General features: G+C 63.6%; 28 protein-coding genes and 1 tRNA gene. 9 read left to right on the forward strand and 20 right to left on the reverse strand.

The window, feature by feature from the left end:
- Positions 1 to 35 precede the first annotated feature (35 nt).
- The 4 genes from purF to AMS69_RS10995 form a co-directional block, all read right to left on the reverse strand.
- Positions 36 to 1,478: an amidophosphoribosyltransferase gene (gene purF, locus AMS69_RS10985; protein WP_053968120.1), complete on the reverse strand. Its 1,443-nt coding sequence runs from the start codon at positions 1,476 to 1,478 to the stop codon at positions 36 to 38.
- Positions 1,479 to 1,492: 14 nt separating this feature from the next.
- Positions 1,493 to 1,666 (reverse strand): 50S ribosomal protein L37e, encoded by a 174-nt coding sequence (locus tag AMS69_RS19715; RefSeq protein ID WP_004517916.1) that lies wholly within the window; start codon positions 1,664 to 1,666, stop codon positions 1,493 to 1,495.
- On the reverse strand, positions 1,663 to 1,845 hold the full coding sequence (locus AMS69_RS10990) for an LSM domain-containing protein (RefSeq protein WP_004517917.1): 183 nt from the start codon (positions 1,843 to 1,845) through the stop codon (positions 1,663 to 1,665). Before AMS69_RS10990 ends, AMS69_RS19715 begins: the two co-directional genes overlap by 4 nt.
- 73 nt (positions 1,846 to 1,918) lie before the next feature.
- On the reverse strand, positions 1,919 to 2,977 hold the full coding sequence (locus tag AMS69_RS10995) for a M20/M25/M40 family metallo-hydrolase (RefSeq protein ID WP_053968121.1): 1,059 nt from the start codon (positions 2,975 to 2,977) through the stop codon (positions 1,919 to 1,921).
- A 111-nt stretch (positions 2,978 to 3,088) separates the two neighbouring features.
- Here AMS69_RS10995 and AMS69_RS11000 point away from each other — a divergent pair, with 111 nt between their 5' ends.
- Together AMS69_RS11000 and AMS69_RS11005 are read left to right on the forward strand one after the other, a co-directional pair.
- A complete protein-coding gene (locus AMS69_RS11000; RefSeq protein ID WP_053968122.1) occupies positions 3,089 to 3,367 on the forward strand; it encodes a hypothetical protein in 279 nt (92 codons plus the stop codon).
- 84 nt (positions 3,368 to 3,451) lie between these two features.
- Positions 3,452 to 4,402: a zinc-dependent metalloprotease gene (locus tag AMS69_RS11005; RefSeq protein ID WP_053968123.1), complete on the forward strand. Its 951-nt coding sequence runs from the start codon at positions 3,452 to 3,454 to the stop codon at positions 4,400 to 4,402.
- 36 nt (positions 4,403 to 4,438) lie between these two features.
- Here AMS69_RS11005 and AMS69_RS11010 read toward each other — a convergent pair whose 3' ends face one another.
- Complete coding sequence (locus tag AMS69_RS11010) at positions 4,439 to 4,969, reverse strand: Rrf2 family transcriptional regulator (protein WP_053968124.1); 531 nt, start codon at positions 4,967 to 4,969, stop codon at positions 4,439 to 4,441.
- 75 nt (positions 4,970 to 5,044) lie between these two features.
- A complete protein-coding gene (locus AMS69_RS11015) occupies positions 5,045 to 6,589 on the reverse strand; it encodes an alkaline phosphatase family protein (RefSeq protein WP_053968125.1) in 1,545 nt (514 codons plus the stop codon).
- A gap of 123 nt (positions 6,590 to 6,712) precedes the next feature.
- Here AMS69_RS11015 and AMS69_RS11020 point away from each other — a divergent pair, with 123 nt between their 5' ends.
- Positions 6,713 to 7,138, forward strand: coding sequence for a DUF5796 family protein (locus AMS69_RS11020; RefSeq protein WP_053968126.1), 426 nt, complete (start codon positions 6,713 to 6,715; stop codon positions 7,136 to 7,138).
- 38 nt (positions 7,139 to 7,176) lie between these two features.
- On the opposite strand, the gene AMS69_RS21105 is transcribed toward AMS69_RS11020, so the two are convergent.
- Positions 7,177 to 7,311 (reverse strand): DUF7128 family protein, encoded by a 135-nt coding sequence (locus AMS69_RS21105; RefSeq protein ID WP_053968127.1) that lies wholly within the window; start codon positions 7,309 to 7,311, stop codon positions 7,177 to 7,179.
- Between the two features lie 85 nt (positions 7,312 to 7,396).
- On the opposite strand from AMS69_RS21105, the gene AMS69_RS11030 reads away from it, so the two are divergent.
- A complete protein-coding gene (locus AMS69_RS11030; RefSeq protein ID WP_053968128.1) occupies positions 7,397 to 9,514 on the forward strand; it encodes a CDC48 family AAA ATPase in 2,118 nt (705 codons plus the stop codon).
- 271 nt (positions 9,515 to 9,785) lie between these two features.
- Here the strand turns inward: AMS69_RS11030 and AMS69_RS11035 are convergent, their stop codons facing one another.
- The 5 genes from AMS69_RS11035 to AMS69_RS11055 all read right to left on the reverse strand — a co-directional run bounded on the left by AMS69_RS11035 (position 9,786) and on the right by AMS69_RS11055 (position 12,713).
- Positions 9,786 to 10,799: a DUF4349 domain-containing protein gene (locus AMS69_RS11035; RefSeq protein WP_053968129.1), complete on the reverse strand. Its 1,014-nt coding sequence runs from the start codon at positions 10,797 to 10,799 to the stop codon at positions 9,786 to 9,788.
- A gap of 78 nt (positions 10,800 to 10,877) precedes the next feature.
- Positions 10,878 to 11,696, reverse strand: coding sequence for a carbon-nitrogen family hydrolase (locus AMS69_RS11040; protein WP_053968130.1), 819 nt, complete (start codon positions 11,694 to 11,696; stop codon positions 10,878 to 10,880).
- Complete coding sequence (locus AMS69_RS11045; protein WP_053968131.1) at positions 11,693 to 12,124, reverse strand: SRPBCC family protein; 432 nt, start codon at positions 12,122 to 12,124, stop codon at positions 11,693 to 11,695. The genes AMS69_RS11040 and AMS69_RS11045 overlap by 4 nt, the downstream gene beginning before the upstream one ends.
- A 67-nt stretch (positions 12,125 to 12,191) precedes the next feature.
- Positions 12,192 to 12,419, reverse strand: a complete 228-nt coding sequence (locus AMS69_RS11050; RefSeq protein ID WP_004592831.1) for a DUF7123 family protein — start codon at positions 12,417 to 12,419, stop codon at positions 12,192 to 12,194.
- A 63-nt stretch (positions 12,420 to 12,482) separates the two neighbouring features.
- Complete coding sequence (locus AMS69_RS11055) at positions 12,483 to 12,713, reverse strand: DUF7525 family protein (protein ID WP_238378383.1); 231 nt, start codon at positions 12,711 to 12,713, stop codon at positions 12,483 to 12,485.
- Between the two features lie 87 nt (positions 12,714 to 12,800).
- On the opposite strand from AMS69_RS11055, the gene AMS69_RS11060 reads away from it, so the two are divergent.
- Complete coding sequence (locus AMS69_RS11060) at positions 12,801 to 13,982, forward strand: LEA type 2 family protein (RefSeq protein WP_053968133.1); 1,182 nt, start codon at positions 12,801 to 12,803, stop codon at positions 13,980 to 13,982.
- Positions 13,983 to 14,099: 117 nt separating this feature from the next.
- Here AMS69_RS11060 and AMS69_RS11065 read toward each other — a convergent pair whose 3' ends face one another.
- The 5 genes from AMS69_RS11065 to AMS69_RS11085 form a co-directional block, all read right to left on the reverse strand.
- Positions 14,100 to 15,134 carry a phosphate uptake regulator PhoU gene (locus AMS69_RS11065; protein WP_004592822.1) on the reverse strand — a complete coding sequence of 345 codons (1,035 nt, stop codon included), beginning with the start codon at positions 15,132 to 15,134 and terminating at the stop codon, positions 14,100 to 14,102.
- Between the two features lie 98 nt (positions 15,135 to 15,232).
- Positions 15,233 to 16,303, reverse strand: a complete 1,071-nt coding sequence (locus tag AMS69_RS11070) for an ATP-NAD kinase family protein (protein WP_053968134.1) — start codon at positions 16,301 to 16,303, stop codon at positions 15,233 to 15,235.
- A gap of 196 nt (positions 16,304 to 16,499) precedes the next feature.
- Positions 16,500 to 17,195, reverse strand: a complete 696-nt coding sequence (locus AMS69_RS11075; protein ID WP_053968135.1) for a competence/damage-inducible protein A — start codon at positions 17,193 to 17,195, stop codon at positions 16,500 to 16,502.
- Positions 17,196 to 17,275: 80 nt separating this feature from the next.
- Positions 17,276 to 17,350, reverse strand: a tRNA-Glu gene (locus AMS69_RS11080).
- Between the two features lie 139 nt (positions 17,351 to 17,489).
- Complete coding sequence (locus AMS69_RS11085) at positions 17,490 to 18,704, reverse strand: helix-turn-helix transcriptional regulator (protein WP_053968136.1); 1,215 nt, start codon at positions 18,702 to 18,704, stop codon at positions 17,490 to 17,492.
- Positions 18,705 to 19,022: 318 nt separating this feature from the next.
- Here AMS69_RS11085 and AMS69_RS11090 point away from each other — a divergent pair, with 318 nt between their 5' ends.
- From AMS69_RS11090 to AMS69_RS11105, 4 genes are read left to right on the forward strand one after another with little or no spacing between them, the layout of a single operon-like run.
- Entirely contained in the window at positions 19,023 to 20,138 is a 1,116-nt protein-coding gene (locus tag AMS69_RS11090) for a branched-chain amino acid ABC transporter permease (RefSeq protein ID WP_053968137.1), read from the forward strand.
- Entirely contained in the window at positions 20,135 to 21,418 is a 1,284-nt protein-coding gene (locus tag AMS69_RS11095; protein ID WP_053968138.1) for a branched-chain amino acid ABC transporter permease, read from the forward strand. The genes AMS69_RS11090 and AMS69_RS11095 overlap by 4 nt, the downstream gene beginning before the upstream one ends.
- Positions 21,411 to 22,241: an ABC transporter ATP-binding protein gene (locus AMS69_RS11100; RefSeq protein WP_053968139.1), complete on the forward strand. Its 831-nt coding sequence runs from the start codon at positions 21,411 to 21,413 to the stop codon at positions 22,239 to 22,241. Before AMS69_RS11095 ends, AMS69_RS11100 begins: the two co-directional genes overlap by 8 nt.
- On the forward strand, positions 22,238 to 22,993 hold the full coding sequence (locus AMS69_RS11105) for an ABC transporter ATP-binding protein (RefSeq protein WP_053968140.1): 756 nt from the start codon (positions 22,238 to 22,240) through the stop codon (positions 22,991 to 22,993). Before AMS69_RS11100 ends, AMS69_RS11105 begins: the two co-directional genes overlap by 4 nt.
- Before the next feature lie 22 nt (positions 22,994 to 23,015).
- Here the strand turns inward: AMS69_RS11105 and AMS69_RS11110 are convergent, their stop codons facing one another.
- From AMS69_RS11110 to AMS69_RS11120, 3 genes are all read right to left on the reverse strand, one after another.
- Positions 23,016 to 24,401, reverse strand: a complete 1,386-nt coding sequence (locus tag AMS69_RS11110; protein ID WP_053968141.1) for an ABC transporter substrate-binding protein — start codon at positions 24,399 to 24,401, stop codon at positions 23,016 to 23,018.
- A 187-nt stretch (positions 24,402 to 24,588) separates the two neighbouring features.
- Positions 24,589 to 25,200 (reverse strand): superoxide dismutase, encoded by a 612-nt coding sequence (gene sod, locus AMS69_RS11115; RefSeq protein ID WP_053968142.1) that lies wholly within the window; start codon positions 25,198 to 25,200, stop codon positions 24,589 to 24,591.
- Positions 25,201 to 25,382: 182 nt separating this feature from the next.
- A complete protein-coding gene (locus tag AMS69_RS11120) occupies positions 25,383 to 26,780 on the reverse strand; it encodes a cryptochrome/photolyase family protein (RefSeq protein WP_053968143.1) in 1,398 nt (465 codons plus the stop codon).
- Positions 26,781 to 26,829: the final 49 nt, after the last annotated feature.

The following is a 26,829-nucleotide window of genomic DNA, read 5'->3' on the forward strand; positions in this document are numbered from 1 at the left end:
GTGCAAAAATGTGGTGACAGTCTGCACCGACGACGCTAGTCGTCAGCCGGCCTCGACTGCGTGCCGATATCCGGGCGGGCAACGTCGCGGTCCGTCGCCTCGCCCTCGATGTCGTAGGGGTATTCGCCGGTGACACAGCCGAGACAGAGGTCAGTCTGGCTCTTGTCAAGCGTCTCTGCGATGGCGTCGATGGAGAGATACGACAGCGAGTCCGCCTCGATTTCCTCGCGGATTTCGTCGACGGACTGGTTCCCGGCGATGAGTTCGTCCCGGGAGGCCATGTCGATGCCCATGTAACAGGGCGCGACGATGGGCGGCGCGCCGATGCGGACGTGGACCTCTTCGGCACCGGCGTCTTTCAGCAACTGTATCAGTTGCGTCGAAGTGGTCCCGCGGACGATAGAGTCGTCGATGATGGTGACGCTTTTCCCCTCGATAGTCGACTTGATCGGGTTGAGCTTCAGTCGGACGGCCCGCTCGCGCTCGTCTTGAGTAGGCATGATGAACGTGCGGCCGACGTACCGGTTTTTCATCAGCCCCTCGGCGAACTCGATGTCCGAACCGTCGTCCTGTGCGGCTTCGGCGTATCCGGAGGCGAACGCACGCCCGGAGTCAGGCACCGGCAACACCACGTCCGAGTCGACGCCGGACTCCGCCCAGAGTTTCCGGCCCAGTTCGCGCCGGACCTCGTAGACGAGGTTCTCGTCGATGGTCGAGTCCGGTCGCGCGAAGTAAACGTGTTCGAAGAAACAGTGCGCCGTGTTCTCTGGCTCGATGAGCTGGTAGGTGTCGAAGCCGGTCCCGTCGGCGTGCAGGACGACGAGTTCGCCGGGCTTGACATCCCGGATCAGTTCGCCGTCGAGCGTGTCGATGGCGGCCGACTCGGAGGCCAGCACGTACCCGTCCTCGAGTTCGCCGATACACAGCGGTCGGTTGCCCTGCGGGTCGCGGACGCCCAGCACCGTCTCATCGTGCATGATGGTCAGCGAGTACGACCCGTGGATGCGGTTCATCGTCCGCTTGACGGCCCGAACCAGATCCTCCTCCAGGAGATTACGCGCGAGGTCGTGGGCGATAACCTCGGTGTCGCCGTCCGAGGTGAAGGCGTGACCGAGGTCGGCCAGTTCGTCGCCGATCTCGTCGGCGTTGACGAGATTCCCGTTGTGGGACAGCCCAAGCGACCCCGATTTGAACGAGACCGAAAAGGGCTGGGCACAGCAGGCGTTGACGCTCCCGGCGGTCGGGTATCGGACGTGGCCGATACCGTTCGAGCCGTTGAGCGCCTCCAGATCGCCGGGGTCGAAGGCGTCACCGACGAGTCCCATTTCGACGTGGCTGTACTGCTGGAAGCCGTCGTGGGTGACGATACCGGCTGATTCCTGGCCGCGGTGCTGAAGCGCGTATAAGGAGTAGTAAAGCGGTCGGGCGGCGTCACGGTCCTTCAAAGAGATGCCAACAACGCCGCACTTCTCGTGCATTTGTGTTGAGTGTGTTATTCGCCCGCTTTCGACTGCCACTCGTAGTCACGCCGCTTGGCCGACTTGCCGAAACCGCACGACGAGCAGACCTTCTTTTTCGTGTGATACGACTTTTCACCACACCGTCGGCACTTCGTGTGCGTCGTGGTGTTTTTCTTGCCCTGACTCGGAGTTCCTGCGCCAGTCATGGAGTAATTGAGACGACGTTATCGCCGCGTATAATCGTTGTGTCTTCATCCTCGACGACGAGGTTCATGTGTTGGTCGTAGCCGGTGAGTTCCCCCTCGAACAGCTCGCCACCCTTCAGCTGTACGGTGACTGTCTCACCGAGGGACGCTTCGAGTACATCCAGCGGTCGTCCACTCATGTACGGTTTGGATAGTGATGGCCGCTTAAACGTACCGTTTGCGCGATGGCACTGCCACCACTGTTCCGATATCCTACACGTCGACGCTAAACGGCGCTCGGTCGGCCGCTCGGACAGCGAACCCAGCCAGCAGGTCCGCGAGCGCGTCGAGGTCGTCGGGGTCGATAACCTCGACCGGCGTGTGCATGTAGCGGTTCGGCAGGCCGACGTTGACCGACGGGATGCCGCCTCGTGAGGTGTAGAAGGCGTCCGCGTCAGTCCCGGTCCGGGTGCCCGTCGCCTGCAACTGGATGTCGATGGCCTCGGCCTCGCTCGTCTCTCTGAGGGCGTCAACGGCGACCGGATGGTTCGCGCTCCCCCGGGCGACGACCGGTCCTTCGCCGAGTTCCACACCCGTCTCGGCCTTGCCGGGCGAGCCCGGTGCGTCCGTCGCGTGAGTCACGTCAGCAGCGATAGCGACGTCCGGCGCGAGGTCGAACCCGACCATCTTCGCGCCCTGCACGCCGACCTCCTCCTGGACTGTAGAGACAGCGTACACGGTCGCGTCTGCACCCGACTCTGCCGCGCGGCGGAGCCCCTCGGCAGCCGCCCAGATACCGATACGGTTGTCCATCCCCCGTGCAGCGAGGCGGCCGTTCTCCAGTTCGCTCAGCGTCTGGACGAACGTCACCGGGTCGCCACGGTCGACGAGCGATTCCACCTCGTCGCCGTCCGCTGCACCCACGTCCACGTGCTGTTCGGCAATCTCCGGCACGGAATCGTCGTCAGGGTCGCGCAGGTGAATCGCGGTCTGTCCCACGACACCCGAGACGGGACCATCGGCCGTGTGAATGGTGACGTGTTGCCCACGCGAAACAGTCTTGTCGGAACCGCCGATACGGCCCAGCTTGACGAAGCCGTCGTCAGTGAAGTCCCGAACGATGAACCCGATCTCGTCGCCGTGGCCCGCGAGCGCGACGGTCGTGTCGCCACCGTCGACCTTCGCGACAGCGTTCCCATAGTCGTCCGTTCGGACCTCGTCAGCGAACTCGCTGACGTAGTCGAGCCACACCCGCTGGCTGTCGGCCTCGTATCCAGACGGGCCGGGCGTTGTCAGAAGGGATTCGAGGAACTCTCGTCGTCGTGTGTCCATAGGCGGTATAGATACCCCGTGGTCATGAAAACAGCGGACTGCACACGGATGGCACCGGCCGGCGTAGCCCGGTACCGCCACGGCTAAGAACCGTGGCGTCGAACTGTCACTATGGCAGAATTCACATTCCTCGAAGTACATCTCGACGGTGCGGAGTTCACTGCGAACGCTCCGTTCAGCGCCGACGACGGTGACAACGACTCAGACAGCAAGTCGTCGTGGTCGCGGACGGACAGATCGAGCGACGAAACGGACGCAGAAGGCGGCAGTGGCACCAGTGTCGCTCGCCTCGCACTTGTGATACTCGGTGTCGTCGCAGTTGTGGCGCTCGTTCTGCGCCTGTATCTCGGCGGGTCCGAAGACGCTGCTGACAGCGATGGCGACCTGTAGCGGATAGGCCTCGCTTCCGAACCGGACGCGGGGAGTCGTTTTCACAGGGAGAAGGCCTATTTTCTCCCGCCACATTTCAGACGTATGGGATTATACCACAGTGTACAGGCTGTCGCCGGCGCGACCGGCGACGGCCCCATCGACTGGAGTGCTGTCGCCGACGCCGCAAAGGGGGCCACTGACACAGGCGACCTCACCGTCGAGACGCCCGAACGCGACGGCTACGCGACCGACGTTCGGGACGCCAGAGACCGCGTTCGAGAGGTCGGTGACCTCGCCTTTGACCTGCCCGAGACTGTTGAGATCCAGAACCGCCACCACTGGATCGACGCCAACGTCGCGACGTTCAGTCGCGTGATGGAGCCGATCGAACAGCAGGCCGAGTACATGCCCGGCATCGCCCGCATGGTCAACACCGGGTCGATGGCCGTTGCACTATCTTTCCTCGGGAACAACGTCTTGGGTCAGTACGACCCGGTCCTGCTCGCTGATAACGACGCCCACGCGCTGTACTTCGTGCGCCCCAACATCCACCGAGTCGCCGACCAGTTGAACGTCGAGCGGGACCGCTTCCGTCGCTGGATTGCCTTCCACGAAGTCACCCACGCGGCGGAGTTCGGCGCGGCCCCGTGGCTCTCTGACCACCTCGAAACGGCGATGGAAGACGCTATCGACAACCTCACCGATGGCAATATCGACCGGGCGACGCTTGGCGAACTCGATACGACGATGACCGCTGTCGAGGGGTACGCGGAACTGCTGATGGACCGTGCCTTCGACGACCAGTACGATGACCTGCGGCGGAAAGTCGACGAGCGTCGACAGGGGCGTGGCCCTATCGCGTCGCTCATGCGCCGACTGCTCGGTCTCGGCATGAAACGCCAGCAGTACGAACGTGGAAAGGCGTTTTTCGACACAGTCGCTGACGCCCGCGGCGTCGCCGCGGCCGGGCGTGTCTGGGACTCACCGGACACCCTTCCCACTGAAGACGAGATAGAGTCGCCGACGCTGTGGATCGACCGCGTCGACCCCTGAAGGCGCAGCAGGACGCGACGCGGTCGCACGGAACCCTTATGTCTCCGGTTCTTCCACAGGTGCTTCGATCTTCGCGACGTCGAGGAGGATTTCGCTGTTCGATTCGTCGACGGCGACAACCGTTCCGGCGACGACGAGCTTCGAAATCGGTGTCGGGCCGAGAATGACTGCCTGGCCTTCACTGAAGTCCTGTACCGAACTCTGGAGGTGGAACCGGGCGCGGCACTTCTCCGGGTCGTGGACGTTGGTAAAGTTGATCTCCTCGACAGTGACGTCGACCCGTTCGTAGTCGTGAGCGACGACGACGCTCTCGGCCTCGTCGATCTGCTGGCGGTCGATTGCGTCGAAGGCCTCGGAGGTCGGCTTGTATCCGCCCGTCGGGCCGGGAATGCCTTCGACAAGTCCCAGCGAGGTCAGACTCTGCATCTGGTTCCGGACGGTTCCGGGGTTCCGGTCAATCTCCTCGGCGATTGTCTCTCCGGTGACCGCCTCACCGGTCTGTTGATACCTGTTTACCAGCGTCGTAAGCATCGTTCGCTGGCTGTTGTTCAGATCGATGCTAACCATACCGGAGTGTATCGGGAGCGGCTACTTATCCCATTGGGTTCACTCATTCGACGCCAGTCGCTGACACGGCCGCAGCTACTCCATGTATCCCAGTTGCTTCAGGCGGTCTTCGACGGCGTCGCCGTCATCGCTCCCGAGCGCGTCCGCGATGCTGAGCGGGTCGCGCTCGCCGACGGCATGGTCCTCGGCGAACACCGGGAGTACCTCGCCGCGCATGTCCGTTGGCACCGCACAGCCGTGGGCAGCTAGCAGCGTCGGCGCGATATCGAGAATGCTGATACGGTCGAGTTCGCCCTGTGGCTCGAAATCCGGCCCCTTCGCGGCGAAGATGCCGTGGGGCGTGTTCTCGGCCGCCCAGCGGTCCGGGCCGCTCTGGACGGTCCCGCCGCCGATGCCATCATTGACGTGGACGCCCGGGCGCTGGTCGACGACGACCTCCGGGCCGGCGTCGACGTAGGGACCGTTGTACACGTCCTCGCCCCGGTACACGTCGGTAAACAGCGGGCCGTGTTCGTCCTCGACCTCGCGCAGGTCGGCCATCAGTGACTCACGGACCGAGTCCACGTCGAACCGGGGGTTGATATACACCGGCCCCTGGCCGCTGGCGACGACCTTCGTCCGCTCTAGATCGATGGCTTCGAGCTTCCGGTCCCGCTTGACGCCATCGCGTTGCGGGACCAGTTGCTGGATGGATTCCGGGACGACGCGGGCGAGCGTGTCCACCAGTCCGGCCCGCTTTGCCACCGCGAGCAGGTTCTCGCGGTCGAGCCCGACCCGGGTCAACAGGGCGTCGACGCTCGTGTCCCGGACCTGATAGCCGTTCTCGGCCAGCCACTCGTTGATGTAGAACTCCGTCTGAGTCGCGTCGCAGCCGTGGTCGGACATCAGGACGAGGTTCAGGTCCTCTCGGTCGTCCAGTCGGCCGACCCACTCGTCGACGAGCTGCCACGCGCGCAGGCTCGGCTCGTCGTCCCAGAAGAAGTGATGCAGGACATTGAGGTAAAACAGCGTCACGTGGACGAAATCGAGGTCCCGCTCGTCCATGAGTGTCGTCGCGACCTCGAACCGCTTCTCCAGCAGGTCCAGAATGGCGTCGACCTCCGCACCGCGTTCATCGTTCGAGGACAGCAGCGGGTCCGGGTGGACGCTGTAATCGAAGCGGGATTCAAGTTCCTCGGCCAGTTCAGGCGGTGACGTGTAGCCGGAGCTGATCGACCGGTATTCGCCCTCGACGGCGTCCGGGCCGCCGGCAACGACAAGGTTGTCGATGTCCCGCGGCGGGTACATCGTCGGCATGTTGACGACGCCGGCCGACTGCCCATCGTCGTTGAGGTAGTCCCACAGCTCGGCGGTGTCGTAGTCGCCGCCGTTCATCACGTTGATTTCGCCCGCGGCGAGGTCGACGTTCTCGAACCAGAACACGCCGAATCCGCCGGGGTCCTTCCCCGAGGAGTAACACTTCCAGTTCGGGAACGTGACTGGCGGCAGACAGCTTCGCGTCCCCGCCCACGTTCCGCTGTCCCGTAGCGCAGCCAGATTCGGGAGCTCACCGGCCTCGATCCACGGGTCGAGCAGCTCCCAGCTCGCACCGTCGAGACCGACGACGAGGGTCTTCGTCATGCTGAGACGGAGACAGGCGAGTCACTAGTCCCTTTCGCACCCGTCGCCGACGCGGGCCGCCGGGCGACCGCTGGTCGAAACCAACAACGCGTCACTTTTGAGCGCGCCGCCGGAACTGGCAGTATGAGCAACCGGTCGGACATCGCACCGGACACCGTCTCGGTCGAGCTGACCGAGGACGGCGTCGTCGTGGAGTACCTCGACGGCCGCCAGGCGTTCTATCACGGCGTCCCAACGGCGGTCGAGGGGAGCATTCAGACTGCGCCGGGTAAGGACACGCACGTACTGATTACCGACGAGACGGAGACGTCAGGGATCCTCGTGTACGTCAACGACCTCCGGACCCACGACGATATCCTCGAAGAGACGGGCGTCGGACGGGTTATCCTCGACGACGGCGAGGAAGACGAACTGTTCCCGGGGGTCACGGTCAGGGACAACGCGATGCGGACGCAGGTCGAGGTCGACTACGACGTGACGAACGGCCGCGTGTTCGTCTTCGAAGAGGACGAACTCGGCGAGCGGAGCTTCGAAATCGTCGAGGCGTGAATCTGCGTCCGGGGGACGTGACCGCGGAACGAGGACTGTTACTGGATGTAGGACGGGTCTTCGTCGTCACAGTTCTCCTCGTGTTGGCGCGCGTCGTTCTGGTCGTCGAACATCAGGCCACAGGTCTCGCACTTGTACCACGTGACCTCGTCTCGCTCTGTTTGGACAACCATACCAGAGATTCCGACGGCCGCCCGTATATTATTTTCCCGCAACACAACGGGAACCCTCAAGGGAGTCGGATTGCAAGAAGGCGGCATGAGCGGGGCCACTGACGCCGGTGTCGAACTCACAGTCGAGGGTGCGAACAAGCGCGACGCCGGGCGTGGTATCGCGCGACTGCCGGAGTCCGCACGGACTGAGTTGGGCGTGCTGAGCGGGTCGCCCGTCATCATTGAGGGCGACGACAGGACCGTCGTGAAGGTCTGGCCGGCCGACGACGACGGCTCGTTCGTCCGCATCGACTCGGACACCCGAGCGAACGCCGGCGTCAACATCGGTGACACGGTCACGGTGACCAGCGGGTCGGTCTCCGAGGCCACCGAGATTGCCGTCCAGCCGGTCGAACCGATGCCGGGCAGCGAGGACTACGAGAGTCTGGTCAGGAAACGCCTCGTCGATCAGATCATTCAGGCCGACGAGCGGACCCACATCGAGGGGCTGGGCACGTTCCTCGTCCGCAAGACATCACCCTCGGGGCCGGTTCGGGTCACCGGCACGACGGCAGTGACTGTGCTGCCCGGTCTCGACGGCGGCAGCGATACCGGCCAGTCGTCATCTGATGAGGTAACAGCGGCGAACACACCGACCGCCGAGACGGAGTCCGGGGTGAGCTACGAGGATATCGGCGGCCTCGACGAGGAACTGGACCGCATCCGCGAGATGATCGAGATGCCCCTCTCGGAGCCCGAGGAGTTCCGCCGACTGGGCATCGACCCCCCGAGCGGCGTCCTGCTCCACGGCCCGCCCGGAACGGGCAAGACCCTCATCGCCCGCGCCGTCGCCAACGAGGTCGACGCCTACTTCGACACCATCTCCGGCCCCGAAATCGTCTCGAAGTACAAGGGCGAAAGCGAGGAGCGCCTGCGCGAGGCCTTCGAGACGGCCGAGGCGAACGCGCCGGCTATCCTCTTCGTCGACGAAATCGACTCCATCGCGGGCTCTCGTGACGAAGACGCCGACATGGAGAACCGCGTCGTCGCCCAGTTACTCACACTGATGGACGGCCTCGAAGACCGGGGTCGGGTCGTCGTCATCGGGGCGACGAACCGCGTCGACGCCATCGACCCGGCGTTGCGCCGCGGCGGCCGCTTCGACCGCGAAATCGAGATCGGCGTCCCCGGCGAGGGCGGCCGTCGCGAGATCATGGATGTTCACACGCGGGACATGCCGCTCCACGAGGACGTGGATCTGGACCGCATCGCCGCACAGACCCACGGCTTTGTCGGGGCGGACCTCGCGTCGCTGACCACTGAAGCCGCGATGGCCGCACTCCGGGCGGACCGCGATGACGGTGATGTCCACCAGGACGACTTCGAAAGTGCACTCGCCACCGTCGACCCCAGCGCGATGCGGGAGTACGTCGCCGAGTCGCCGACGGCGACGTTCGACGACGTGGGCGGCCTGTCCGAGGTCAAACAGACGCTGACGGAAGCCATCGAGTGGCCGCTGTCGTACGGAGAACTGTTCACCGCGACGAACACCGACCCACCGAGCGGCATCCTGCTGTACGGCCCGCCGGGGACCGGCAAGACGCTGCTCGCCAGAGCCGTCGCCGGCGAGAGCGATGTGAACTTCATTCACGTCGCCGGCCCGGAAATCATGGACCGCTACGTCGGTGAGAGCGAGGAAGCCGTCCGGGAACTGTTCGAGCGCGCGCGACAGACTGCCCCGAGCATCATCTTCCTCGACGAAATCGACGCCATCGCCAGCCACCGCGGCCAGGGCAACGAAGTTACCGAGCGCGTCGTCTCGCAACTGCTTGCCGAACTGGACGGCATCACCGAAAACCCCAATCTGGTCGTGCTGGCCGCGACCAATCGCCGGGACATGATCGACGACGCGCTACTGCGGCCGGGCCGCCTCGAACAGCACGTCGAGGTCCCGAACCCCGACCGGACGGCCCGCGAGGAGATTCTCGCCGTCCACACCACCGGGAAACCGCTCGCTTCTGACATCGATATCGGAGACCTCGCCGAGGAGACTGACGGTTTCTCTGGCGCAGAACTGGAGGCCGTCGTCCGTGAAGCGTCGATGTTGGCCATCCGGGAGGTGGCGTCCGCCTACGGGCCTGAAGAAGCCACCGAGAACGCCGATGAAGTGACGATTACGCTCGCACACTTCAGCGAAGCGCTGGAACGGGAACGCGCGCGGTAGCCACGAGCGACACGGTCGGGTTACGCCGTTTTACCGCAACTGCTGGTGAGTGGTATCTTCTGGCGCGGTCATCTGAAAGGCGAGGAGAGGCGAAAGGGTCGACTCCGGGAGAGGAGTGAAAAGGCTGTCCGGACAGCCTTGGCGGACGAGCGACGCCGAGTGGCCGAGCAGCGAGACGGGCGTTAACGCCGGCATCGACGTGAAAAGCGCCTTGCCGGCAGCTACTCGTAGCGAGTCGACACGCAAAAAAGGCCCGGTTGTCGGGTTCCGACTACGCGTCGTCGTCCGGAGACTCTTCAGTCGGTTCGGCAGTGGGTTCCTGCTGTGGGTCGTCACCGCTATTATCGTCGTCCGCTGTAGTTGATTCCGACCCGCCCCGTTGGCCCAGCAGCGGGAGCGACCGACTGCGAAGGAGTCGCCGGCCGCCGACGACTGGAACGGCGAGAACGACGAGCCACGGCGCGAGGCTCGCGGCAGTCACCAGCAGGCCTCGGGTGAACACGTACACATCTGTGACTGACGAGAGGAACGCAGCGACCAGCGACCGCTCGTGGTACGGCACTTGCTGCGCCGACGGTTCCGGGGCTGGCTCGTGGATTTCGACGCGTAGCGTCGAATAGGCGACCCGCTGTTCGAGTGAGCGTTTCTGAGCTTCGAGACGTTCGATGTCACTCTGAACGGACGACAGCTCTTCCTCGATACGGAGCAGTTCCTCCGTGCTGTTTGCCCGGTCATAGAAGGTCCGCAATCGGTCGCGGCGCTCCCGGAGGTTGGTCAGCCGCGCTTCGAGGTCCACCAGTTTGTCGGTCACGTCTTTCGTCGTCGTCTCTTCGGAGCGGACCGTCCCCTGTTCGGCCACCATCGATTGGGTCGGCTCGTACTCTTTGCTTGGCACTCTGACGACAATGTATCCGGTGTACCACGTTTCGCCGTCGTCGCGGTGGAGTTCGCGGTTGGAGTCGCTCACGTACCCGCCGGACGTGCGAGCGCGGGCGGCGATTGCATCGGCCGTGGTCGAGTAGTTTTCCACCTCGACGACCATCCGGCCGTTTCGGATGATGGCCCGGTCGGCCGCCGCGTCACCGGCCTGAATGTTTTCTGCATCGCCAGCGCCCGCGCCTTGGTCCGCTTCGACGGGCTGACTTGAGCCGCCGTCACCGCCGGACATCTGTGCGCCGTCACCGCCGCCCTGTGCCCCGCCTGCGTCGCCGCTCCCACCCAGACCAGCACAGCCGGCAAGGAGGATGAGGGCGACGACAGCGAGGACCCTAACTCGCGAAACCATACGGGATGGAATCGTCCTGACGACGGTATAATGACAGCGGACGCTCAAAAACCGCTTTTTGTCAAACAGCGACTGCAGTTACGCCCAGTCCGTTCGGCGGTCCGCAAGCGCCGGAAACTCCTCGCGCACCTGTTCGACACGGGCGGGGTCGAGGGTGGCAGTCACCAGCGCGGGGTGGTCATCGGCGCTGGCGAGCGTCGTTCCCCACGGGTCGTACACCGTCGACCGCCCCAGCAGCTCCGCGTCCTCGAACTCCCCGACGCCGTTCGCTGCGGCGACGTACAGCTGGTTCTCGACTGCGCGGGCGCGACCGAACAGTTTCCAGTGCTCGACGCGCGGATACGGCCACGCACTGGGCACGAGTGTCAGCGTCACGCCTTTATCGACGAGGTGGCGGTACAGCGCCGGGAACCGGAGGTCGTAGCAGGTGGTGACTCCCACAGTGAACCCCTCGAAGTCGACAGTCGGAACCGTCTCACCCGGCACCATTAGCTGAGATTCCGCGGAGTCGTAGCCAAACAGATGCTGTTTGCGATACACTGCCCGTCGCTCCCCGTCATGGTCGAAGAATACGGCGGTGTTCGCCAGTCCGTCATCGGCGGGCACGTCGAACCCGGCCTCGGCACTCGTCGCCAGGTCCTCGACGACGCTCCCGGCCAACACAGCCACGTCGTGGTCCGCAGCGGTGCTACGGATTCGACTGAGCGTCTCGCCGTCCAGCCCCTCCGCTTCGCGGGCGTATCGGTCGAACGCGAAATAGCCGACGTTGAACAGTTCCGGAAGCACGACGAGGTCCGCGCCGTCCGCGGCCGCGTCCCTGATGGCGGTCGTCGCGCGGCCGACGTTCTCGGCCACCGAACCGGACGACACGTCTATCTGGGCGAGTGTGAGCCTCATGCTTCGACTTCGAGGTCGTCCCGCAGCGCCTGTTCGAGGTTCTGCATCTCGTCATCGAGGTTCCGCTTGAAGAACCGCTCGACGCCCGGGAGCTTGCCGTCGACGATGAACCGGTTCGTCAGCTTCGTGCCGCCGTCGGCTGTCTCTTCGAGTTCGTGTTCGCCCTGAACGGTCATCACCTTCGAGCGACCGATGAAGCGAGCGTACTCCGGGCGACGCTGTTCGACGTCCTCGGTTTTCACCGTCATCGTCTGGTTGACCACCGGAATCGGGAGTTCGATCGACCAGTTCGCGTGTGTGTCGTCGATGATATCCCAGTCAGTGACGACACTAATCGGCTGGGCCCGTTTATCCGGGTCGGTGATGAATTCCCAGACACGTTCCGGTGTGGCCGGCACAGTCATCGTTCGTTCGACCCGGACAGTCATGGAAGGTACTGAGGACTACTGGCCGATGAATCCACCGATTGTAACAGTGTGCAAAATCCGGCTGCGGCTATCCAGTCGGCGTGACGCGCCACGTCGTCGACCGTGCGCGCCCCCACTTCTCGATCTCGACCTCGTCGGCCTCTTCAGCTAAGCGTGGGAGTCGCGCACCCACTTGCTTCGACGAGAGGCCGAGCTGCTCAGCGATGTTCTTCGCGCGGAAGTAGCTCTCCCCGCGCGAGACGCTGTCCCGGAGATATTCGAGAATGCGTCGGTCTTCCTCGCTGTAATCGGCCATACAAGAGATACGGTCTCAGCGTTTTTAACGGTTCCCTTCACAGTCTCGCAGCTGATACCGGTATCAGGCGTCGTAGGCGTGTATCGCCACGATAGCCACGGCCGCGGCGAGCATCGCGACCCCGAACGCGCCGCCGGACGTCACGAGCAGGTTCCCCGTCTCAAGCTCCTGTGCGTGCAAAACTGCGTAGTTGTAGCTGTTAGTAGCTGTGAACAGGGCCGCGCCGACCGAGACGAGCCCGAACAGCAGGGCCAGCCCCATCCCCATGTCGCTTTTGGACGCCTTGGAACTCATGTACGACGCTTTCGGTGTTGCCCACTTAGTTCATTCGGGCTGGGGCCACAGGACATATATCGACCCGTCGAAGATGGGTGTACAATTATGGGAAAGTTGAAAATAGTTGGTGTGCTGATTGTCGCGGTCGCCGCTGTCGCAGGAGGCAGTGTCGCGCTCGGTGTTCTGGGGACACCGAGCGTCGCGTCCGTTGACAACCACTTCGCGGACGTGTCAAACCGGACGACCACCGTGGCGACGAACCTGACTGTGACCAACCCCAACCCCGTCGGCATCCAACTGGGCGGTGTTGGGGTCAATTACACGATCTCGATGAACGGCGTCGAGATGGCACAGGGGACCAAGCAGGGCGTCGGGCTTGGTACCGGCAACTCGACGCTGCCGTTCACCACCGAGATGCAGAACGACCGTATCCCGCCGTGGTGGGTCACCCATATCGACAACAGCGAGACGACGACCGTAGGTATCGACGCTACCGTTCGGTCCTCGACGCTCGGCGGTCGGTCAGTGTCCTTTAGTCAGGACCGGACTATCGAGACGGACCTCCTCAGCCAGTTCAACAGTAGTGAGACGCGCCCCGTCGAAGCGAACCAGCCGCTCGTGTCGGACCCTGTCCTCTACATCAACGAGACTCGCGGCGCGTGGGACCAGACGAATCTCACACAGTCCGAGACGCCGCTGAACCTCGCCTTCGACGTGTACAACCCAAAGCCGTACCCGTACACGATTACCAAAGTCGGGTACACCATCAGGATGAACGACGTAACCGTCGGCGAGGGCGAAACGGATCGCGGTTACGTCCTCTCGCCCGGGGCGGAAACGACACTCGAAGCGAACACCGCGATCCAGAACGAAAATCTGGATCGCTGGTGGGTGAGCCACCTCCGGCGAAACCAGCGGACAGACCTCTACATCGATTTCTACCTCGTGGTCGAGGGCGGCGGCGAGCAGTTCAGGGTCGACCTAAATGCCATCGACTACCAGCAGGACATCGAGACGGACATCTTCGGCAACAAAGCGCAGTACCCGACCGGTAATCGGACTGCTGACGGCTCCAGCGACAGGTCCGACAGTTCGACAGCCGACGAGCCGACGGCGACCCCAACACCGACCCCCACAGAAACTGAAACAGACGGCGGACTGCTTGGCGACGGGGGCACAGAGACGGATGATGGCTTGCTTGATGGCGAAGCGACGGAAACGGAGACCGAAACTGAAACGGCCACGCCGACTGAAACCGAGACAGACGACAGCGGCCTCCTCGGGTAGCCAGTACTGTTTTTATAACAGCCGGTGGCGGTAGTGAACCGGTTTAATCAGCTGATGACAGAGTCCAGAAAACGGGACTGTCGCTGCGAACCGCAATCGCGGGCAGCGATAGCCATCTCACTCGATGGTCGTGTGCTCGGACTCCTCGTTGAGCGCGAGGTTCGTCGCAATCTCGGCGCTCCGGACCGCGAACTCGGCGGTCTGCTGGAGACTGACGAGCACTTCGCGCACTTCCAGCAGCGCCTCGTTATCCATTTCGGGCAGATCGTCGAGGATTTCGTGTTCCTTGTCGCCGATATCCTTGTACAGCTCGCGGACCTGAATCGCGGTGTCGTAGTTGCGGTCGACGGCTGCCTGTACCGCCAGCTCAGTGATGTCGTTGACCTGATCAGTGAACTCGCGGATACGCCGCATCGTCGAACTGTCGACGTTGAGGGAGTGGTCGTCGGTCTCCAGCGCGATTTCGGCGATGTCCTCGGCGTTGTCCGCCGTCAGTTCGAGATTCTTCGCAATCGAGCGGTAGCCGATAAGCGGGAAGCCGTCGTTGAGGCCGATAGCCCGCGCGAGGTTCGGATTCTGGTAGGCCGTGAAGATGAGCCGCAGTAGCAGGACGAAAATCTTGTTGGCCTGGCGCTCGCGGTTGAGCGCCCGCTGGGCGAGGTCGGGGTTGCCGTGGGCGAGTGACTTCACCGCCTCGTTTCGCATCGTCGAGCCGGTCGATTCCAGCCGTTCGAGGAGGTTGTTGAGCGTGAAGTCCTCCGGGTCGACGGAACAGCGAATCGCGATCCTGTCGGGTGTCTCCTCGATGACGCCGAGCCCCATCAGCTGGGTTTCGGCGTTGTAGACGGCGTTGATGTGTGAGGATTCCAGCGTCTCGCCCTCTGGGGCTTCGACGTGGATGACGCGCCGGCCGAGCACGTACTGGGCGACGATAGCCCGCTCGACAGACGCAGCATCGAGGTTCTCCGCGTGGATGATAGCCTCTGACTCTTCGGTCTGGACGGACTCGGGCATGACTGTCAGCGTGCCTTTGCCGCCCATCCGTAGCGACACCTCGTCGCCTTTTTCGACGTCGTGCGCACTGGCCCACTCCGCCGGCAACGTCATCGCGAGCGTCGACGGCCCCAATCGCTGTACTTTCCGTGTTTCCATATGTCCTTTGTGGGGCGTGAGATACCTTAATCTTGACTATACATGATAAAATACCGCGGGCGATATATCATGGCTTGTTGTCCTCGACTGTGGAAGCGTCAGACTACTTCGACAAGTCTCCGCTCGTGACGCCCGACGCGAACCCGCAGCCAGCCGCGCAGTTCCTCGTCTAACTCCGGGTCGCCAGTGTCGACACGGAGCGTGCCGATGCCGTCCAGTTTCCGACGCGAGGCGACCACTTCGAGGTCACACTGCCTGATGACTGCCGGCGATAGCTGCTGATTTCCCCGGCCGAACACGAACCCCTGTCCGCCGATGGGCGAAACGACGATGATGTTTCGGTCGCCGAGAGCATCGAGAATGTCCGACTCGGCGGCGTCGCTGGCAAGCACCTCGCCGTCGCGCCACACGTCTACACCGAGTGTCGTTCCGTCGAACCCGAACTGTTCCTTGATAGCGCCGACAGTGCTCCCCGGCCCGAGGACGTAGGTGACATCCGGGTCGGCGGCGTCGGCGACGCTCTCGGCGAGCGATTCAACGGTCCCGCCGCCCAGTTGCTTGGCGGACTGTCGCTGGTCGGCGACGGGGACCTCCGCGACGGCCCGGAGTTCAGTGACCACCTCCCCGCCCCTGAAGGCGTCCTCGTCGATGTCGTTGACCTCCGCGCGCTCCGTCTCGGAGAAGCGGGCGACGATTCGCCCGGCCGCGCGCGGCGACACGCCGAACACGGAGGAGTACACCTTAACACCGGCCGGAACGCCCAGAATCGGGATGTCAGCGTGCAGTTCATCGAGGGTCGTGGCGACGTCGACAGCCGTTCCGTCGCCGCCGACGAACAGGATCGCGTCCACGTCCGCCTCGACGAACGCCCGGACTGCATCTCGGGTGTCCTCGCTGCTTGTCTCGTTGGCGCTTGCTGGAGCGCCGACGACGGTCGGATCGAACCCCGCTTGGCGAGCGATATCCGCCCCCATCGGGTCACCGTACGTGAGCAGTTCCACAGCCGCCCCAATCTCGGCGAGCGATTCCAGCGCAGTCCGTGCGCGGTCCGGTGCGCGTTGCTCCGCACCGCGGCGGCGCGCCTCCGCAACCTTCCCGTCAGTGCCCTTGAGGCCGACGCGGCCGCCCATGCCGGCGATGGGGTTGACCACGACACCGATTCGTCGCATTCGCCGTCACTACGCGACCCTGCGGCAAAAGCGGCCCGGGAGCGTGCCTTTCAAGCCACCCCACGCAGAACGCACAGCTATGTCAGTCGTACTCCAGAGTGGCGTCCAGACAGGAATTATCAACGCGTCCGGCGCAGTCATCACGCTCGGTGGCCTGCTGCTTACGTTTCTCTGGCTGAACCACCTCTACCGATAGTCACTCCGCCGTTGGCGAGTCGACGCGCTCGCTGAACCACGCTGCTGCCTCCTCGACCAGCGTCTCCTCTGTCCCCTCGAACCGGACGGTCACGTGGTCGCCCGGATAGCTACCGACCTTGACCGGGAACTGCTCCTGCACCTCCGCGAGTCGGTCGAGCAGCGCGCTCTCGGGCTCATCGGCGTCGACAGTGCGAACGTACCGCTGCTCGCCGGTGAACTCGTCGGCGACCTCCTCGAACATCCGCTTCATCTCGGCCGGCACGCCCGGCAAGACGTAACAGCTCTCGACGACACAGCCGGGCGCGACGCCCTCGTGGTTAGGCAAGACACGGGACCCCTCCGGCACCTCGCCGGTGCCATCGGTCAGGTCGTCGCGCGTGTACCCGCCGTGTTCCTCCAGCCACGCGAGAGCGTCCTCGCTCTCGACGACGTCTCGCCCGAACGCCGCGGCGACGGCTTCGATGGTTTTGTCATCGTGCGTCGGTCCGAGGCCGCCGGTGACGATGACGGCGTCGAACTCCGCGTGGTACTCGTTGACCACGCGGGCAATGTCCGCGATCTCGTCGGGGACGACCGTCGTCCGCCCGACAGTGACGCCGCGCTCCGCGAGCTGTTGTCCCAGCCACGCAGCGTTCGTGTTGACCGTCTCGCCACTGAGCAGTTCGTCTCCGACGGTGACTACCGCGACGCGCATACCGCCTGATTGGACTGGGAGACACAAATACTGTCGGTCACAGACAGCGGTCACTGTGTATTCGTTGAATCGCAGAGAAATGCTCCGTCAGGGATTTGAACCCTAGTCATCACCGTGAGAGGGTGATATGATTGGCCGGACTACACCAACGGAGCGTACACAAGTTTGTAGCGAGGAGATACGTATAATCATTGCGTTTCAGCCCTGCCCTGTGCTGGTTTATCATACTGTTTGGTGTAACTATTACCAGCTCTCTGCGGTAGCGAAATGCCCACGTATCCACAGCCGACCGTATCACTCGTCGTCAAACGGTGACCCAGCGGCGTCGGGTTCCTGACCAGCGAGGCTGATTATGTTCTCGCGGCCGACCCTGAGCTTCGAGATGTCGCCGTCGTCTTCCATGTCCGAGAGGAGCATGCTCACCTTCGACTTCGACCAGTCGGTGCTGTCGACGATGTCCACTTGCTTCATCCGGCCGCCGTTCTCCTCCAGCAGCTTGCGGACGCGGTCACTGTCGGTGAGTAGTTCCTCGTCAGAGACGGCCGGTTCGTCCGTTGTGTCGGTGTCCGTTGCCGTATCGGTCGGTGGAGCCGTCGACGGCTGCTCAGTGTCGCCTGTAGCCGACGGTGTCGGAGCAGGCGGTTCGTCGTTGTCGGTTCCCAGCACCCCTCCCAGCGCGCCGGACCGCCACGCGGCCACACCGCCAGCAACGACAATGAGACCGACGATGGCGGCCGGGAGCATCCACGACGCCCCACCGGCAGCCTCGGCAGGTGTGTCCCCTCCTGCTGTGGTGCGCTGCTCAGTACCAGCGCTCTGCCCGGTTTCGCGCGGTTGCAGTTCCACGTAGGGCCGGCGGTCGTTGAACGACTGCTCGCCGTTCCACGTGACGCTCTCGCTGTTTTCGAGCGAGTCGGGAGCGCTCTGTGAGTCCGGTTCCGGCCGGACATCGACGAACGTCAGTTCGGGGCCGCGCTCAAAGACGAACGACTGGCTCGACCCGATGTAGAACCCACCGTCGAACACGTCGCTGACAACCACTGAATCGCCCTCGACGACCGCGAAATTGTGCCAGCGGAACGACATTTTCACCGTACCAGTGTTCTGGAGCGGGTCGACCGTCGCCGACCGGTCGTAGTTGGTCGCACTCATGTTCCGGCCGGTCACGTTTGTCCCGTACTGCGTCAGCAGCGTTGACTGCTTGACGAAGTTCTGGTATAATGGCTGCTCTGACTGCTCGAACTCTGCGGCGAACTCCTCGAACTGCTGTTGCTCGGATTCGTTCGTGAGTGGGGTCCGATGGAGGATAGCCCACTCCGCGGACCCGTTCTGATACAGCGTGACCTGGAACGTCGTCCGGTCGAACCTGTCAGGCGTCTGGACGCCGACGCTCTCGTCGGTCGGCTGTGCCACCGCCAGCGGCGCGGCACCGCTGCCTAGCAAGAGAACCAGCACGAGACTGGCGACGACCAGGCGTACCATCTGTCGTATATCATCGATGGACCGCATAAAAGCGCTGTGAATAGCACCGTTCTCAGTCAGTATCGGGCCGGTATCCGGTGATTTCTCGCGAGTTGAACAACGAAGGTGCTGGTGACCGAAATCGGTGTCGCGCGCCGTGCGGGCGCTCTGTCAACACAGCTTTCATGGGTCCGAAGTGGTGGCAATCGTCACTCTGTCCCGTGGTATCGATTGTCTCTCTTCTAACACGTGACCATGGGAGGGGGCGATTCCTGTTTTGACACCGGTGTCTTGGCTTCTACAGCGGTATTTCGCATAAATTTCCGGTGGGTTATTTAGAGAGGAGGGTCCAACGAACGGTAACCTATGGGAATTGCTGAGTTCGCAAGAGACGGCCGCGTCGTGGTGGGCGATCGGCCGGGCGCAGCAGTGGTAGCCGCTGTAAGTGGCTTCCTCTTGCTGGATTTAGTTGCAAAGCTCGCTGGGACAACCGTGTTCTTCCTCGGAACCAAGTTGCTGGGTGGCTCCCTCACTGTGGGCTCGCTGCTCTCGATGGTGGTGGACGGGCTGCTCGTCGGACTGGCGGTCGGACTCGCCGGAATCGGCCTGTCGATGACATACAGCATCCTCGACTTCGCCAACTTCGCACACGGGGACACGGTGACTGTCGGGGCGTTCCTGGGGTGGGTCGCCGCGTATATCACCGCTGGCCTCGGGACCGGAGCCCCGATTTCAGAACTGTTCATGCTCAATTCGGGGCGGCAGTTGAGCACCGTTTCGACGTTCGGTCCGGTGCTTCTGGGACTCATCATCGCTGGCGTCGGGTCCATCGGTATCGTGTTACTTATCGACCGTCTCACCTATCGCCCCATGCGTGACACGGACAACATCTCGTTGTTGATTGCGTCAATCGGCGTTGCGCTCGCGCTACGCTATCTTATCGCGTTCGTCTTCGGCACGCAGACCAGTGGGGTCGCGAGTGGCGGGCTTCGGGTGACCGTTTTCTCGATGATTTCGGTGACCGACAACGAAATCACTCTGTTGGTGGTATCGGTCCTGCTGATGCTCGGCGTCCACCTGCTGCTACAGCGGACGAAACTGGGCAAAGCAATGCGGGCGATGGCTGACAACGAGGATCTCGCACGCGTGACCGGGATTCCGACTGAACGCGTGATCCGGCTCACCTGGATTCTCGGCGGCGGCCTGGCAGGCATCGGCGGCTACCTCCTTGTTCTGGAAAGCGGCACCATCGCTTTCAACTTCGGCTGGATCCTGCTCCTGCTCATCTTCGCCGCCGTTATCGTCGGCGGTATCGGCTCGATATACGGGGCGATGGCTGGCGGCGTCCTCATCGGACTGGTCGACAGTCTGGCCCTGATCTGGTTACCATCCGGGCTGACCCGGGCTTCCGCGTTTCTGGTGCTCATCGTCGTCTTGCTGTTGCGCCCGTCCGGCATCTTCGGGGGGGTGTCGACAGCATGAGCACTGTTGATACTGTTCGAGACCGTCTGGACACGCTCCCGGACGTGGGGCTTGTAGTCGGCTTCATCGGCGCTATCTGGGCCGTCATGCTCGTGCTGGCAATCGCTGTCGGCGGTGCGAACTGGACGAACCTCGCCGCCGGCTTCGTCGGCAGCGTGACCGTCCTTATCGGTGGCTACGCCATCCTCGCGCTGGCGCTGAATCTCCAGTGGGGGTACACCGGCCTGTTCAATATCGGCATCGCGGGATTCATGGCTGTCGGCGCGTACACGACGGCGGTTCTCACCGCACCAACTGACCCGGCCGCCGGGGCGGTCCCCGGCCTCGGCCTCCCGCTGTGGGTCGGCCTCATCGGCGGCATGGTGATGGCCGCTATCGTCGGCGGTCTCGCGGCGCTGCCGGCGCTCCGACTGAAAGCAGACTACCTCGCCATCGTGACAGTTGCGTTCTCCGAAATCATCCGGCTTATCGTCAACTGGAACGGCCTCGCCGAGGTCTCGCTGTTCGGTGTGCCGTTCGGAACCGGCGGCGCGACCGGGATCTCGTTTAAGTCCGCGAACGAGGTGGCGTCGACGCTCGTTAACGGCGTCGGGCAGCCCATCGTTACCGCTGCGGAGGGCGTCGGCATCTCCGGGCCGAACCTGGCGAACCTCACGTACGGAATACTCCTCTTGCTGGTCGTGGCCGCGAGCTACTGGGTGCTCGCTCGAATCACCAATTCGCCGTTCGGCCGCGTGCTGAAAGCGATCCGCGAGGACGAGACCGTGACCCAGTCATTGGGCAAGGACACTCGCCTGTTCAAGATCAAGACGTTCATGATCGGCTGTGCGCTGATGGGGCTGGCCGGCGTCCTGTTCCGCGGACAGGCGGGTTACGTCAGCCCACAGCAGTTCAGACCGACGATTACGTTCTACGTGTTCGCGGCGCTCATCATCGGCGGCTCCGGCTCCAACACCGGGAGTATCATCGGCGCAGCGACGTTCTCCGGGCTGCTGTTCTACCTGCCCGCCCGGCTGGGCGAGAACGTCTCTCTCGGCGGCACTCGCGCACCCGGCAGCATCATCGACGCCGTCGCAGGACTCGGATCGCTAGATCCGCTTCCCCTCCTCGCATACACCATTAGCAACGTCAGTACGCTCCGGTTCGTTCTCATCGGCGTCGTCCTGATATACATCATCCAGAACCAGCCGGAGGGACTGCTGGGCCACCGGAACGAACCCGCGACGAGCGTGAGCCTGGACCGACCACAGTCCGGGTCGGGAGGTGAGGCAGATGAGTGAACCTGACGCTGCACCGCGACAGGAGGCCGCCGTCACGAGCGACGCGATCGAGTCGCCGCTGCTGGAAGTCGACGGCCTCCGCAAGGAGTTCGGCGGCGTCGTCGCGGTCGACGGGGCGACGTTCTCCGTCGCAGAGGGGTCGCTCACTGGCCTCATCGGTCCGAACGGGGCCGGCAAGTCGACGACGTTCAACTGCATCACGGGCATTCACGAGCCGACTGGCGGCCGGGTTACCTTCGACGGCCAGAATATCACCGGGCTCGCGCCGTACACGCTCGCAAACCGCGGGCTGGTCCGGACGTTCCAGATCGCCCGCGAACTGTCCGACATGACCGTCATAGAGAACGTAATGCTCGCGCCAGGCGGGCAGGTCGGTGAGTCGGTCGTCCGGTCGGTGACGCCGGGACTTCGCGACGACGTGATCGCGGACGAGACTGCCGTGCGCGACCGCGCGTGGGAGACGCTGGAGTTCTTCGAGATCGATCACCTCGCCCACGAGAACGCCGGTAATCTGTCGGGCGGCCAGCGGAAGCTGCTTGAGATGGCGCGGGTCCTGATGACCGACCCCGAGATGATTCTGCTGGACGAACCGCTCGCCGGCGTCAATCCGACGCTCGAAGAGAAGTTGCTGGAGCGGATCCACGAACTCCGCCAAGAGCAGGGGCTGACCTTCCTGCTCGTCGAACACGACATGGATGTCATCATGAACAACTGCGAACACATCATCGTCATGCACCAGGGGAGCGTCCTCGCCGAAGGGGACGCCGAGACCATCAAGTCCGACGAGCGGGTACTGGAGGCGTATCTGGGGGGTGACGTATGAGCCAGCGTGCAACGGAGTCCGAGACTGTCACGCTCCCCAGCCCGACCGAGCGACTTCTCGCCATCCGGGATCTCGATGCGGGCTACGGCGACCTGCAGGTTCTCAGCGACGTTCACATGGACGTTGCCGACGGCGAGTACGTCGTCATCGTCGGCCCGAACGGGGCCGGCAAGTCGACGGTGATGAAGTCCGTCTTCGGCCTGACGACGTACATGGGCGGGGAGGTAATCTTCGACGGCACCGACATCAGTGAGCGAAACCCCGACGAGATCATCTACGAGGGCATCAGCTACGTGCCCCAGACCGGCAACGTGTTCGGCTCGCTGAGCGTCCGCGAGAACCTCGAAATGGGCGCGTACATCCTCGACGAGGTCCCGGAGGACCGCATCGAGGACGTGTACGAGCGGTTCCCGATTCTCCGCGAGCGGTCCGACCAGTCGGCCGGGACGCTGTCGGGCGGCCAACAGCAGATGCTCGCCATGGGGCGGGCGCTGATGCTCGATCCCGACCTGCTGTTGCTCGACGAGCCGTCTGCCGGGCTCGCTCCCGACCTCGTCGACGATATGTTCGACCGCATCGACCGCATCAACGACGACGGGACGGCCATTCTGATGGTCGAGCAAAACGCAAAGGAGGCACTCCGGCGGTGTGATCGGGGCTACGTGCTCGTACAGGGGCAGAACCGCTACGAGGACGACGGGACGGTGCTCCTCAACGACGAGCAGGTTCGCCAGGACTTCCTCGGCGGATAGGTTAAAAGACGCTGCGGGCCCGTTACTGGTTCATCGCGCTGTTGATCTCAGACGTGTAGGAGGACTGCTGTTGCTCGAAGCCGACCTGATTGACGATGGTCCCGCCCTCCGCTTCGAACGCGCCGGCGAACGCTTCCTGCAGCGCCTGGCCGTAGCTGTTGTTCACGTACAGCGTCGATGCGGTCTCGGCACCGAGTTCGCCCACGCCGACTTGCGCAAGGACCTGTCCCTGCAGGGCGTCGCTGGGCGGGGTACGGAACATGTAATCGTTGTCTTCGAGGTCGGTAATCGTCGGCGAGGTGGACGCCGGCGAACAGCCGACAACGCCGCTGTCGATGAGCACGTTTCTGGCGACCTGTATCGACGTCTCGGAGCTGGCCGCCCCGGTGATCGACGGATACCCTGCGCTGACCAGTGAGTTGGCCGCGTCGATGCCTGCCTGTGCTTGTGTCTGCGTGTCACCGACCTGATAGTCAAACTCGAAGTCGACCTCGCCTTCGAGTTGCAGGGCCGGGAGCAGCGCCCCATCGCGGATCGGCCTGCCGAGCGGCCCGAGGTCGCCCGTTTCGGGCATCAGCACACCGAACCGGATCGTCCGTCCGGAGTCGCTCCCGGAGCCGTTCGGTTCTGGCTGTGGGATGTCGCTGCCAGCGTTGAAATCGACGGTGCTGAGGGATTCGATGCCACCGCCGTCCTGAAAGCCAAAGACCTGATACTGCGCGGAGGCCATGTCCCCGTTCTCGTCGAAGTTGACCGCACTCGACGCCCCCTCGTACTGGATGTTCTCGCCCGCGGCGGCCGCTTCGACGGCTGCTGGCAGTTCAGAGGGACCGTACGTGTCACCCCCGGGGTTGGCGACGACACGCATATGATTCCGGACGGCTTGCCCGTCGTTTTCGCCAGCCAACACGTTCGCGAGGATCTGAACCGCCGTCGCGTCGTAGGCCTGTGACGTGAACACGCCGGCCTCGTCGTAGTCGAACTCGGAGGTGAACAGGTCCGTGAACGTGTCGACGCCCGGCCCGGCCGCCGACGGGGCCGTACCACGGGCGTTCGACATATCGTTGCCCACGTTGCTCGGAAGCTCCCCGTCCTGCAGTCCGTCGGTGACGAGGATGTCGGCGGCGTCGTCGCCGTAGTCGGCATAGAAGTCTTTGAACAGTTGGACACCGCTCTGGGGGTAGCCGACGACCATCAGCACGTCCGGCGACTCCGGACCGCTGTCGCCACCGGACTCGGTCCCGGTTCCGGTCATACCCCCATCGCCCCCGTCTCCGCCGTCTCCGCCGTCCCCGCCGTCTCCGCCGGTCTGTTCAGTCGAACAGCCTGCTAATCCGCCAAGCAGACCGACAGTGCTTATCGCCCCGGTGCGCTTCAGGAACGCTCGCCGATTGGTATCGCGAGACATACCACTTACCAGTGATGCACATCTTATAAAACTATATCCTCCCGTAACCCTGCTGTTCCGTAGTCTGCTACGAGCGCATCGATATTTTTTGTTGTCGTAGTTAGATATTAACGCCGAACGACTCGCTGGCAGCCCAGATAGCACTCAGAGGACCGGCACCGCCACAAAAAACGTCGAGGGTCGTCCCTTACTCGAAGTGACTGACCGACTTCTCGTACTCTTCAGCAGCCTTGTCCCAGTCGACAACCTCGAAGAAGGCGTCGATGAAGTCACCGCGGGCGGGACCGTAGTCGTAGTAATAGGAGTGCTCCCAGACGTCGAGCGCGAGGATGGGATGGGAGCCCCAGAGCGCGCCCTGATCGTGCTTGTCGACCGGCACGTTGCGCAGTTGCTTGGCAACGGGGTCGTACACGAGCAGCGCCCAGCCACCGGCGGCAGATGCGGCGGCTTCGAACTCGCCTTTCCAGCCTTCGTAGGAACCGAAGTCCTCCTCGATGCGGTCGCGGAGGGCGCCCTCCGGCTCACCGCCGCCGTTGGGGTCCATGTTCTCCCAGAACAGCGTGTGGAGATAGTGACCACAGCCGTTGTGGGTGACGTTGCCCATCGCAGCCGCGCTCGAACCGAAGTCACCGGACTCGCGGTTCTCGGCGAGCGTCTCCTCGGCCGATTCGAGGCCGTTTACGTACCCCTGATGGTGGGTATCGTGGTGCCAGGTGAGCACCTGCTCGGAGATGTGTGGCTCCAGTGCGTCGTAGTCGTACGGGAGCGGTGGCAGTTCGGGATTTGAATGTTCGGACATATGAAAACGCCTCCATCAATATGTGTCGCGCGGCTGCCTGTTAAACGTTTAGGAGCCATTCGTTATCACCCTGCATGGACAGCGGGACGGAGCCATGACGGCCCGGGAGATTGACGCTACACAGCGACTGCGTTACGCGTGTAAACACCCAGGAGAATTCAGTGAAGCGGAACGAAGGCGCTCTAGTCGTCTCCTCTGGCCTGCTCGAACATCGTGAGGGCTTGCTCGCGTCGCTCACTGTGGTCGACAACGGGGTCCGGGTACTCCGGCGCAGCGTTGCGCCGCTGTGTGAGCGAGCAGTCGTTCCAGTCGTGGATAACTTCTGGCGCAGCGTCCCGTAGCTCCGGGACGTACTCCTTGATGTACTCGGCGTCCGGGTCGTAGTCTTCGCCCTGTGTCATCGGATTGAAGATACGGAAATAGGGCTGCGCGTCGGTCCCCGTGGAGGCCGCCCACTGCCAGCCGCCGTTGTCGTTGGCCGTGTCGTGGTCGACCAGTTTCTCCCGGAACCACTCGTAGCCGTGCCGCCAGTCGATGAGCAGGTCCTTCGTGAGGAAGGAGGCGACGATCATTCGGACCCGGTTGTGCATGTACGCCTCCGCTCGGAGCTGTCGCATTCCGGCGTCGACGATTGGATACCCTGTCTCGCCGTCTTTCCAGGCCTGCAACAGCTCTTCGTCGTTCTCCCACTCGATTGGATTCTCGTAGGACTTGTAGTTCGAACTGACGACGTGGGGATGGGCAAACAGCACTTGCGTGTAGAACTCCCGCCAGGCCAGTTGGGACTGGAACTCGCGGACGGACTCGCGGCGGTCGCCGCCGGTCCCCTCCTTGGCGTCCTGTGTACGGTCGTAGACCTCCCGAATACCGATGGTTCCGAACTTCAGATGGGCCGAGAGTCGGGACGTGCATTCGTCAGCCGGGAAATCCCGACGCTCTTCGTACTCGTAGACGTTCTCGTCGAGGAAGTCATCGAGCAGGGCGCGCGCTTCGTCGGTTCCCGCCGCGGGCACGTCCGCTTCTGGCTCCTCGAACCCGAGGTCGGCCAGTGACGGGAGCGCATCGCCGTCGACATCGGCCAGCTCGTCGGTTGACGGCGAGTCGTAGGGGGCTTCTTTCTCGCGGTCGTGCCACTTCCGGCCAAAGTAGGTGAAGACGCTGTAGGGGTCGCCGTCGTTCGTCGTAATCTCGCCCGGTTCGTGCAACACAGCGTTCTGGACGGCCTGGCGGGCCACGTCCACGTCGTCGAGCGCCTGCCGAACGGCGGCGTCGCGTTCGCGGGCGAGCCCGGAGTAATCCTTGCCCCAGGTGACTGTCTCCGCGTCGTACTCGCCCGCCAGTTCCGGTAGTACGGACGTGGGGTCGCCCTCAGCTACAATCAGGTCACTCCCGCGGTCGCGGTACCACTCGCGCAAACTGTCGAGCGCGTCCAGCATGAACGCGACCCGGGGCGGGCCGGCGTGGTCGAGAACAGCCCTGTCGAAAACGAACACCGGGACAACCGGGTCGGACGGTGTCGCCGCGGCGAGGCCGGCGTTGTCCGTCGCGCGGAGATCACGGCGATGCCAGTGCAGGCGCATATGTAGTACACGGACCAGCCCGGTCAAAAGGTACTGCCCAACGATGTTG

Origin of the sequence: Haloarcula rubripromontorii, assembly GCF_001280425.1 — an archaeon.
Taxonomy (GTDB): domain Archaea; phylum Halobacteriota; class Halobacteria; order Halobacteriales; family Haloarculaceae; genus Haloarcula; species Haloarcula rubripromontorii.

Excerpts from the sequence above, each read along its gene's own strand:
- purF (WP_053968120.1), bottom strand. The coding sequence starts at position 1,478 with ATGCACGAGAAGTGCGGCGTTGTTGGCATCTCTTTGAAGGACCGTGAC.
- AMS69_RS19715 (WP_004517916.1), bottom strand. The coding sequence starts at position 1,666 with ATGACTGGCGCAGGAACTCCGAGTCAGGGCAAGAAAAACACCACGACG.
- AMS69_RS10990 (WP_004517917.1), bottom strand. The coding sequence starts at position 1,845 with ATGAGTGGACGACCGCTGGATGTACTCGAAGCGTCCCTCGGTGAGACA.
- AMS69_RS10995 (WP_053968121.1), bottom strand. The coding sequence starts at position 2,977 with ATGGACACACGACGACGAGAGTTCCTCGAATCCCTTCTGACAACGCCC.
- AMS69_RS11000 (WP_053968122.1), top strand. The coding sequence starts at position 3,089 with ATGGCAGAATTCACATTCCTCGAAGTACATCTCGACGGTGCGGAGTTC.
- AMS69_RS11005 (WP_053968123.1), top strand. The coding sequence starts at position 3,452 with ATGGGATTATACCACAGTGTACAGGCTGTCGCCGGCGCGACCGGCGAC.
- AMS69_RS11010 (WP_053968124.1), bottom strand. The coding sequence starts at position 4,969 with ATGGTTAGCATCGATCTGAACAACAGCCAGCGAACGATGCTTACGACG.
- AMS69_RS11015 (WP_053968125.1), bottom strand. The coding sequence starts at position 6,589 with ATGACGAAGACCCTCGTCGTCGGTCTCGACGGTGCGAGCTGGGAGCTG.
- AMS69_RS11020 (WP_053968126.1), top strand. The coding sequence starts at position 6,713 with ATGAGCAACCGGTCGGACATCGCACCGGACACCGTCTCGGTCGAGCTG.
- AMS69_RS21105 (WP_053968127.1), bottom strand. The coding sequence starts at position 7,311 with ATGGTTGTCCAAACAGAGCGAGACGAGGTCACGTGGTACAAGTGCGAG.
- AMS69_RS11030 (WP_053968128.1), top strand. The coding sequence starts at position 7,397 with ATGAGCGGGGCCACTGACGCCGGTGTCGAACTCACAGTCGAGGGTGCG.
- AMS69_RS11035 (WP_053968129.1), bottom strand. The coding sequence starts at position 10,799 with ATGGTTTCGCGAGTTAGGGTCCTCGCTGTCGTCGCCCTCATCCTCCTT.
- AMS69_RS11040 (WP_053968130.1), bottom strand. The coding sequence starts at position 11,696 with ATGAGGCTCACACTCGCCCAGATAGACGTGTCGTCCGGTTCGGTGGCC.
- AMS69_RS11045 (WP_053968131.1), bottom strand. The coding sequence starts at position 12,124 with ATGACTGTCCGGGTCGAACGAACGATGACTGTGCCGGCCACACCGGAA.
- AMS69_RS11050 (WP_004592831.1), bottom strand. The coding sequence starts at position 12,419 with ATGGCCGATTACAGCGAGGAAGACCGACGCATTCTCGAATATCTCCGG.
- AMS69_RS11055 (WP_238378383.1), bottom strand. The coding sequence starts at position 12,713 with ATGAGTTCCAAGGCGTCCAAAAGCGACATGGGGATGGGGCTGGCCCTG.
- AMS69_RS11060 (WP_053968133.1), top strand. The coding sequence starts at position 12,801 with ATGGGAAAGTTGAAAATAGTTGGTGTGCTGATTGTCGCGGTCGCCGCT.
- AMS69_RS11065 (WP_004592822.1), bottom strand. The coding sequence starts at position 15,134 with ATGGAAACACGGAAAGTACAGCGATTGGGGCCGTCGACGCTCGCGATG.
- AMS69_RS11070 (WP_053968134.1), bottom strand. The coding sequence starts at position 16,303 with ATGCGACGAATCGGTGTCGTGGTCAACCCCATCGCCGGCATGGGCGGC.
- AMS69_RS11075 (WP_053968135.1), bottom strand. The coding sequence starts at position 17,195 with ATGCGCGTCGCGGTAGTCACCGTCGGAGACGAACTGCTCAGTGGCGAG.
- AMS69_RS11085 (WP_053968136.1), bottom strand. The coding sequence starts at position 18,704 with ATGCGGTCCATCGATGATATACGACAGATGGTACGCCTGGTCGTCGCC.
- AMS69_RS11090 (WP_053968137.1), top strand. The coding sequence starts at position 19,023 with ATGGGAATTGCTGAGTTCGCAAGAGACGGCCGCGTCGTGGTGGGCGAT.
- AMS69_RS11095 (WP_053968138.1), top strand. The coding sequence starts at position 20,135 with ATGAGCACTGTTGATACTGTTCGAGACCGTCTGGACACGCTCCCGGAC.
- AMS69_RS11100 (WP_053968139.1), top strand. The coding sequence starts at position 21,411 with ATGAGTGAACCTGACGCTGCACCGCGACAGGAGGCCGCCGTCACGAGC.
- AMS69_RS11105 (WP_053968140.1), top strand. The coding sequence starts at position 22,238 with ATGAGCCAGCGTGCAACGGAGTCCGAGACTGTCACGCTCCCCAGCCCG.
- AMS69_RS11110 (WP_053968141.1), bottom strand. The coding sequence starts at position 24,401 with ATGTCTCGCGATACCAATCGGCGAGCGTTCCTGAAGCGCACCGGGGCG.
- sod (WP_053968142.1), bottom strand. The coding sequence starts at position 25,200 with ATGTCCGAACATTCAAATCCCGAACTGCCACCGCTCCCGTACGACTAC.
- AMS69_RS11120 (WP_053968143.1), bottom strand. The coding sequence starts at position 26,780 with ATGCGCCTGCACTGGCATCGCCGTGATCTCCGCGCGACGGACAACGCC.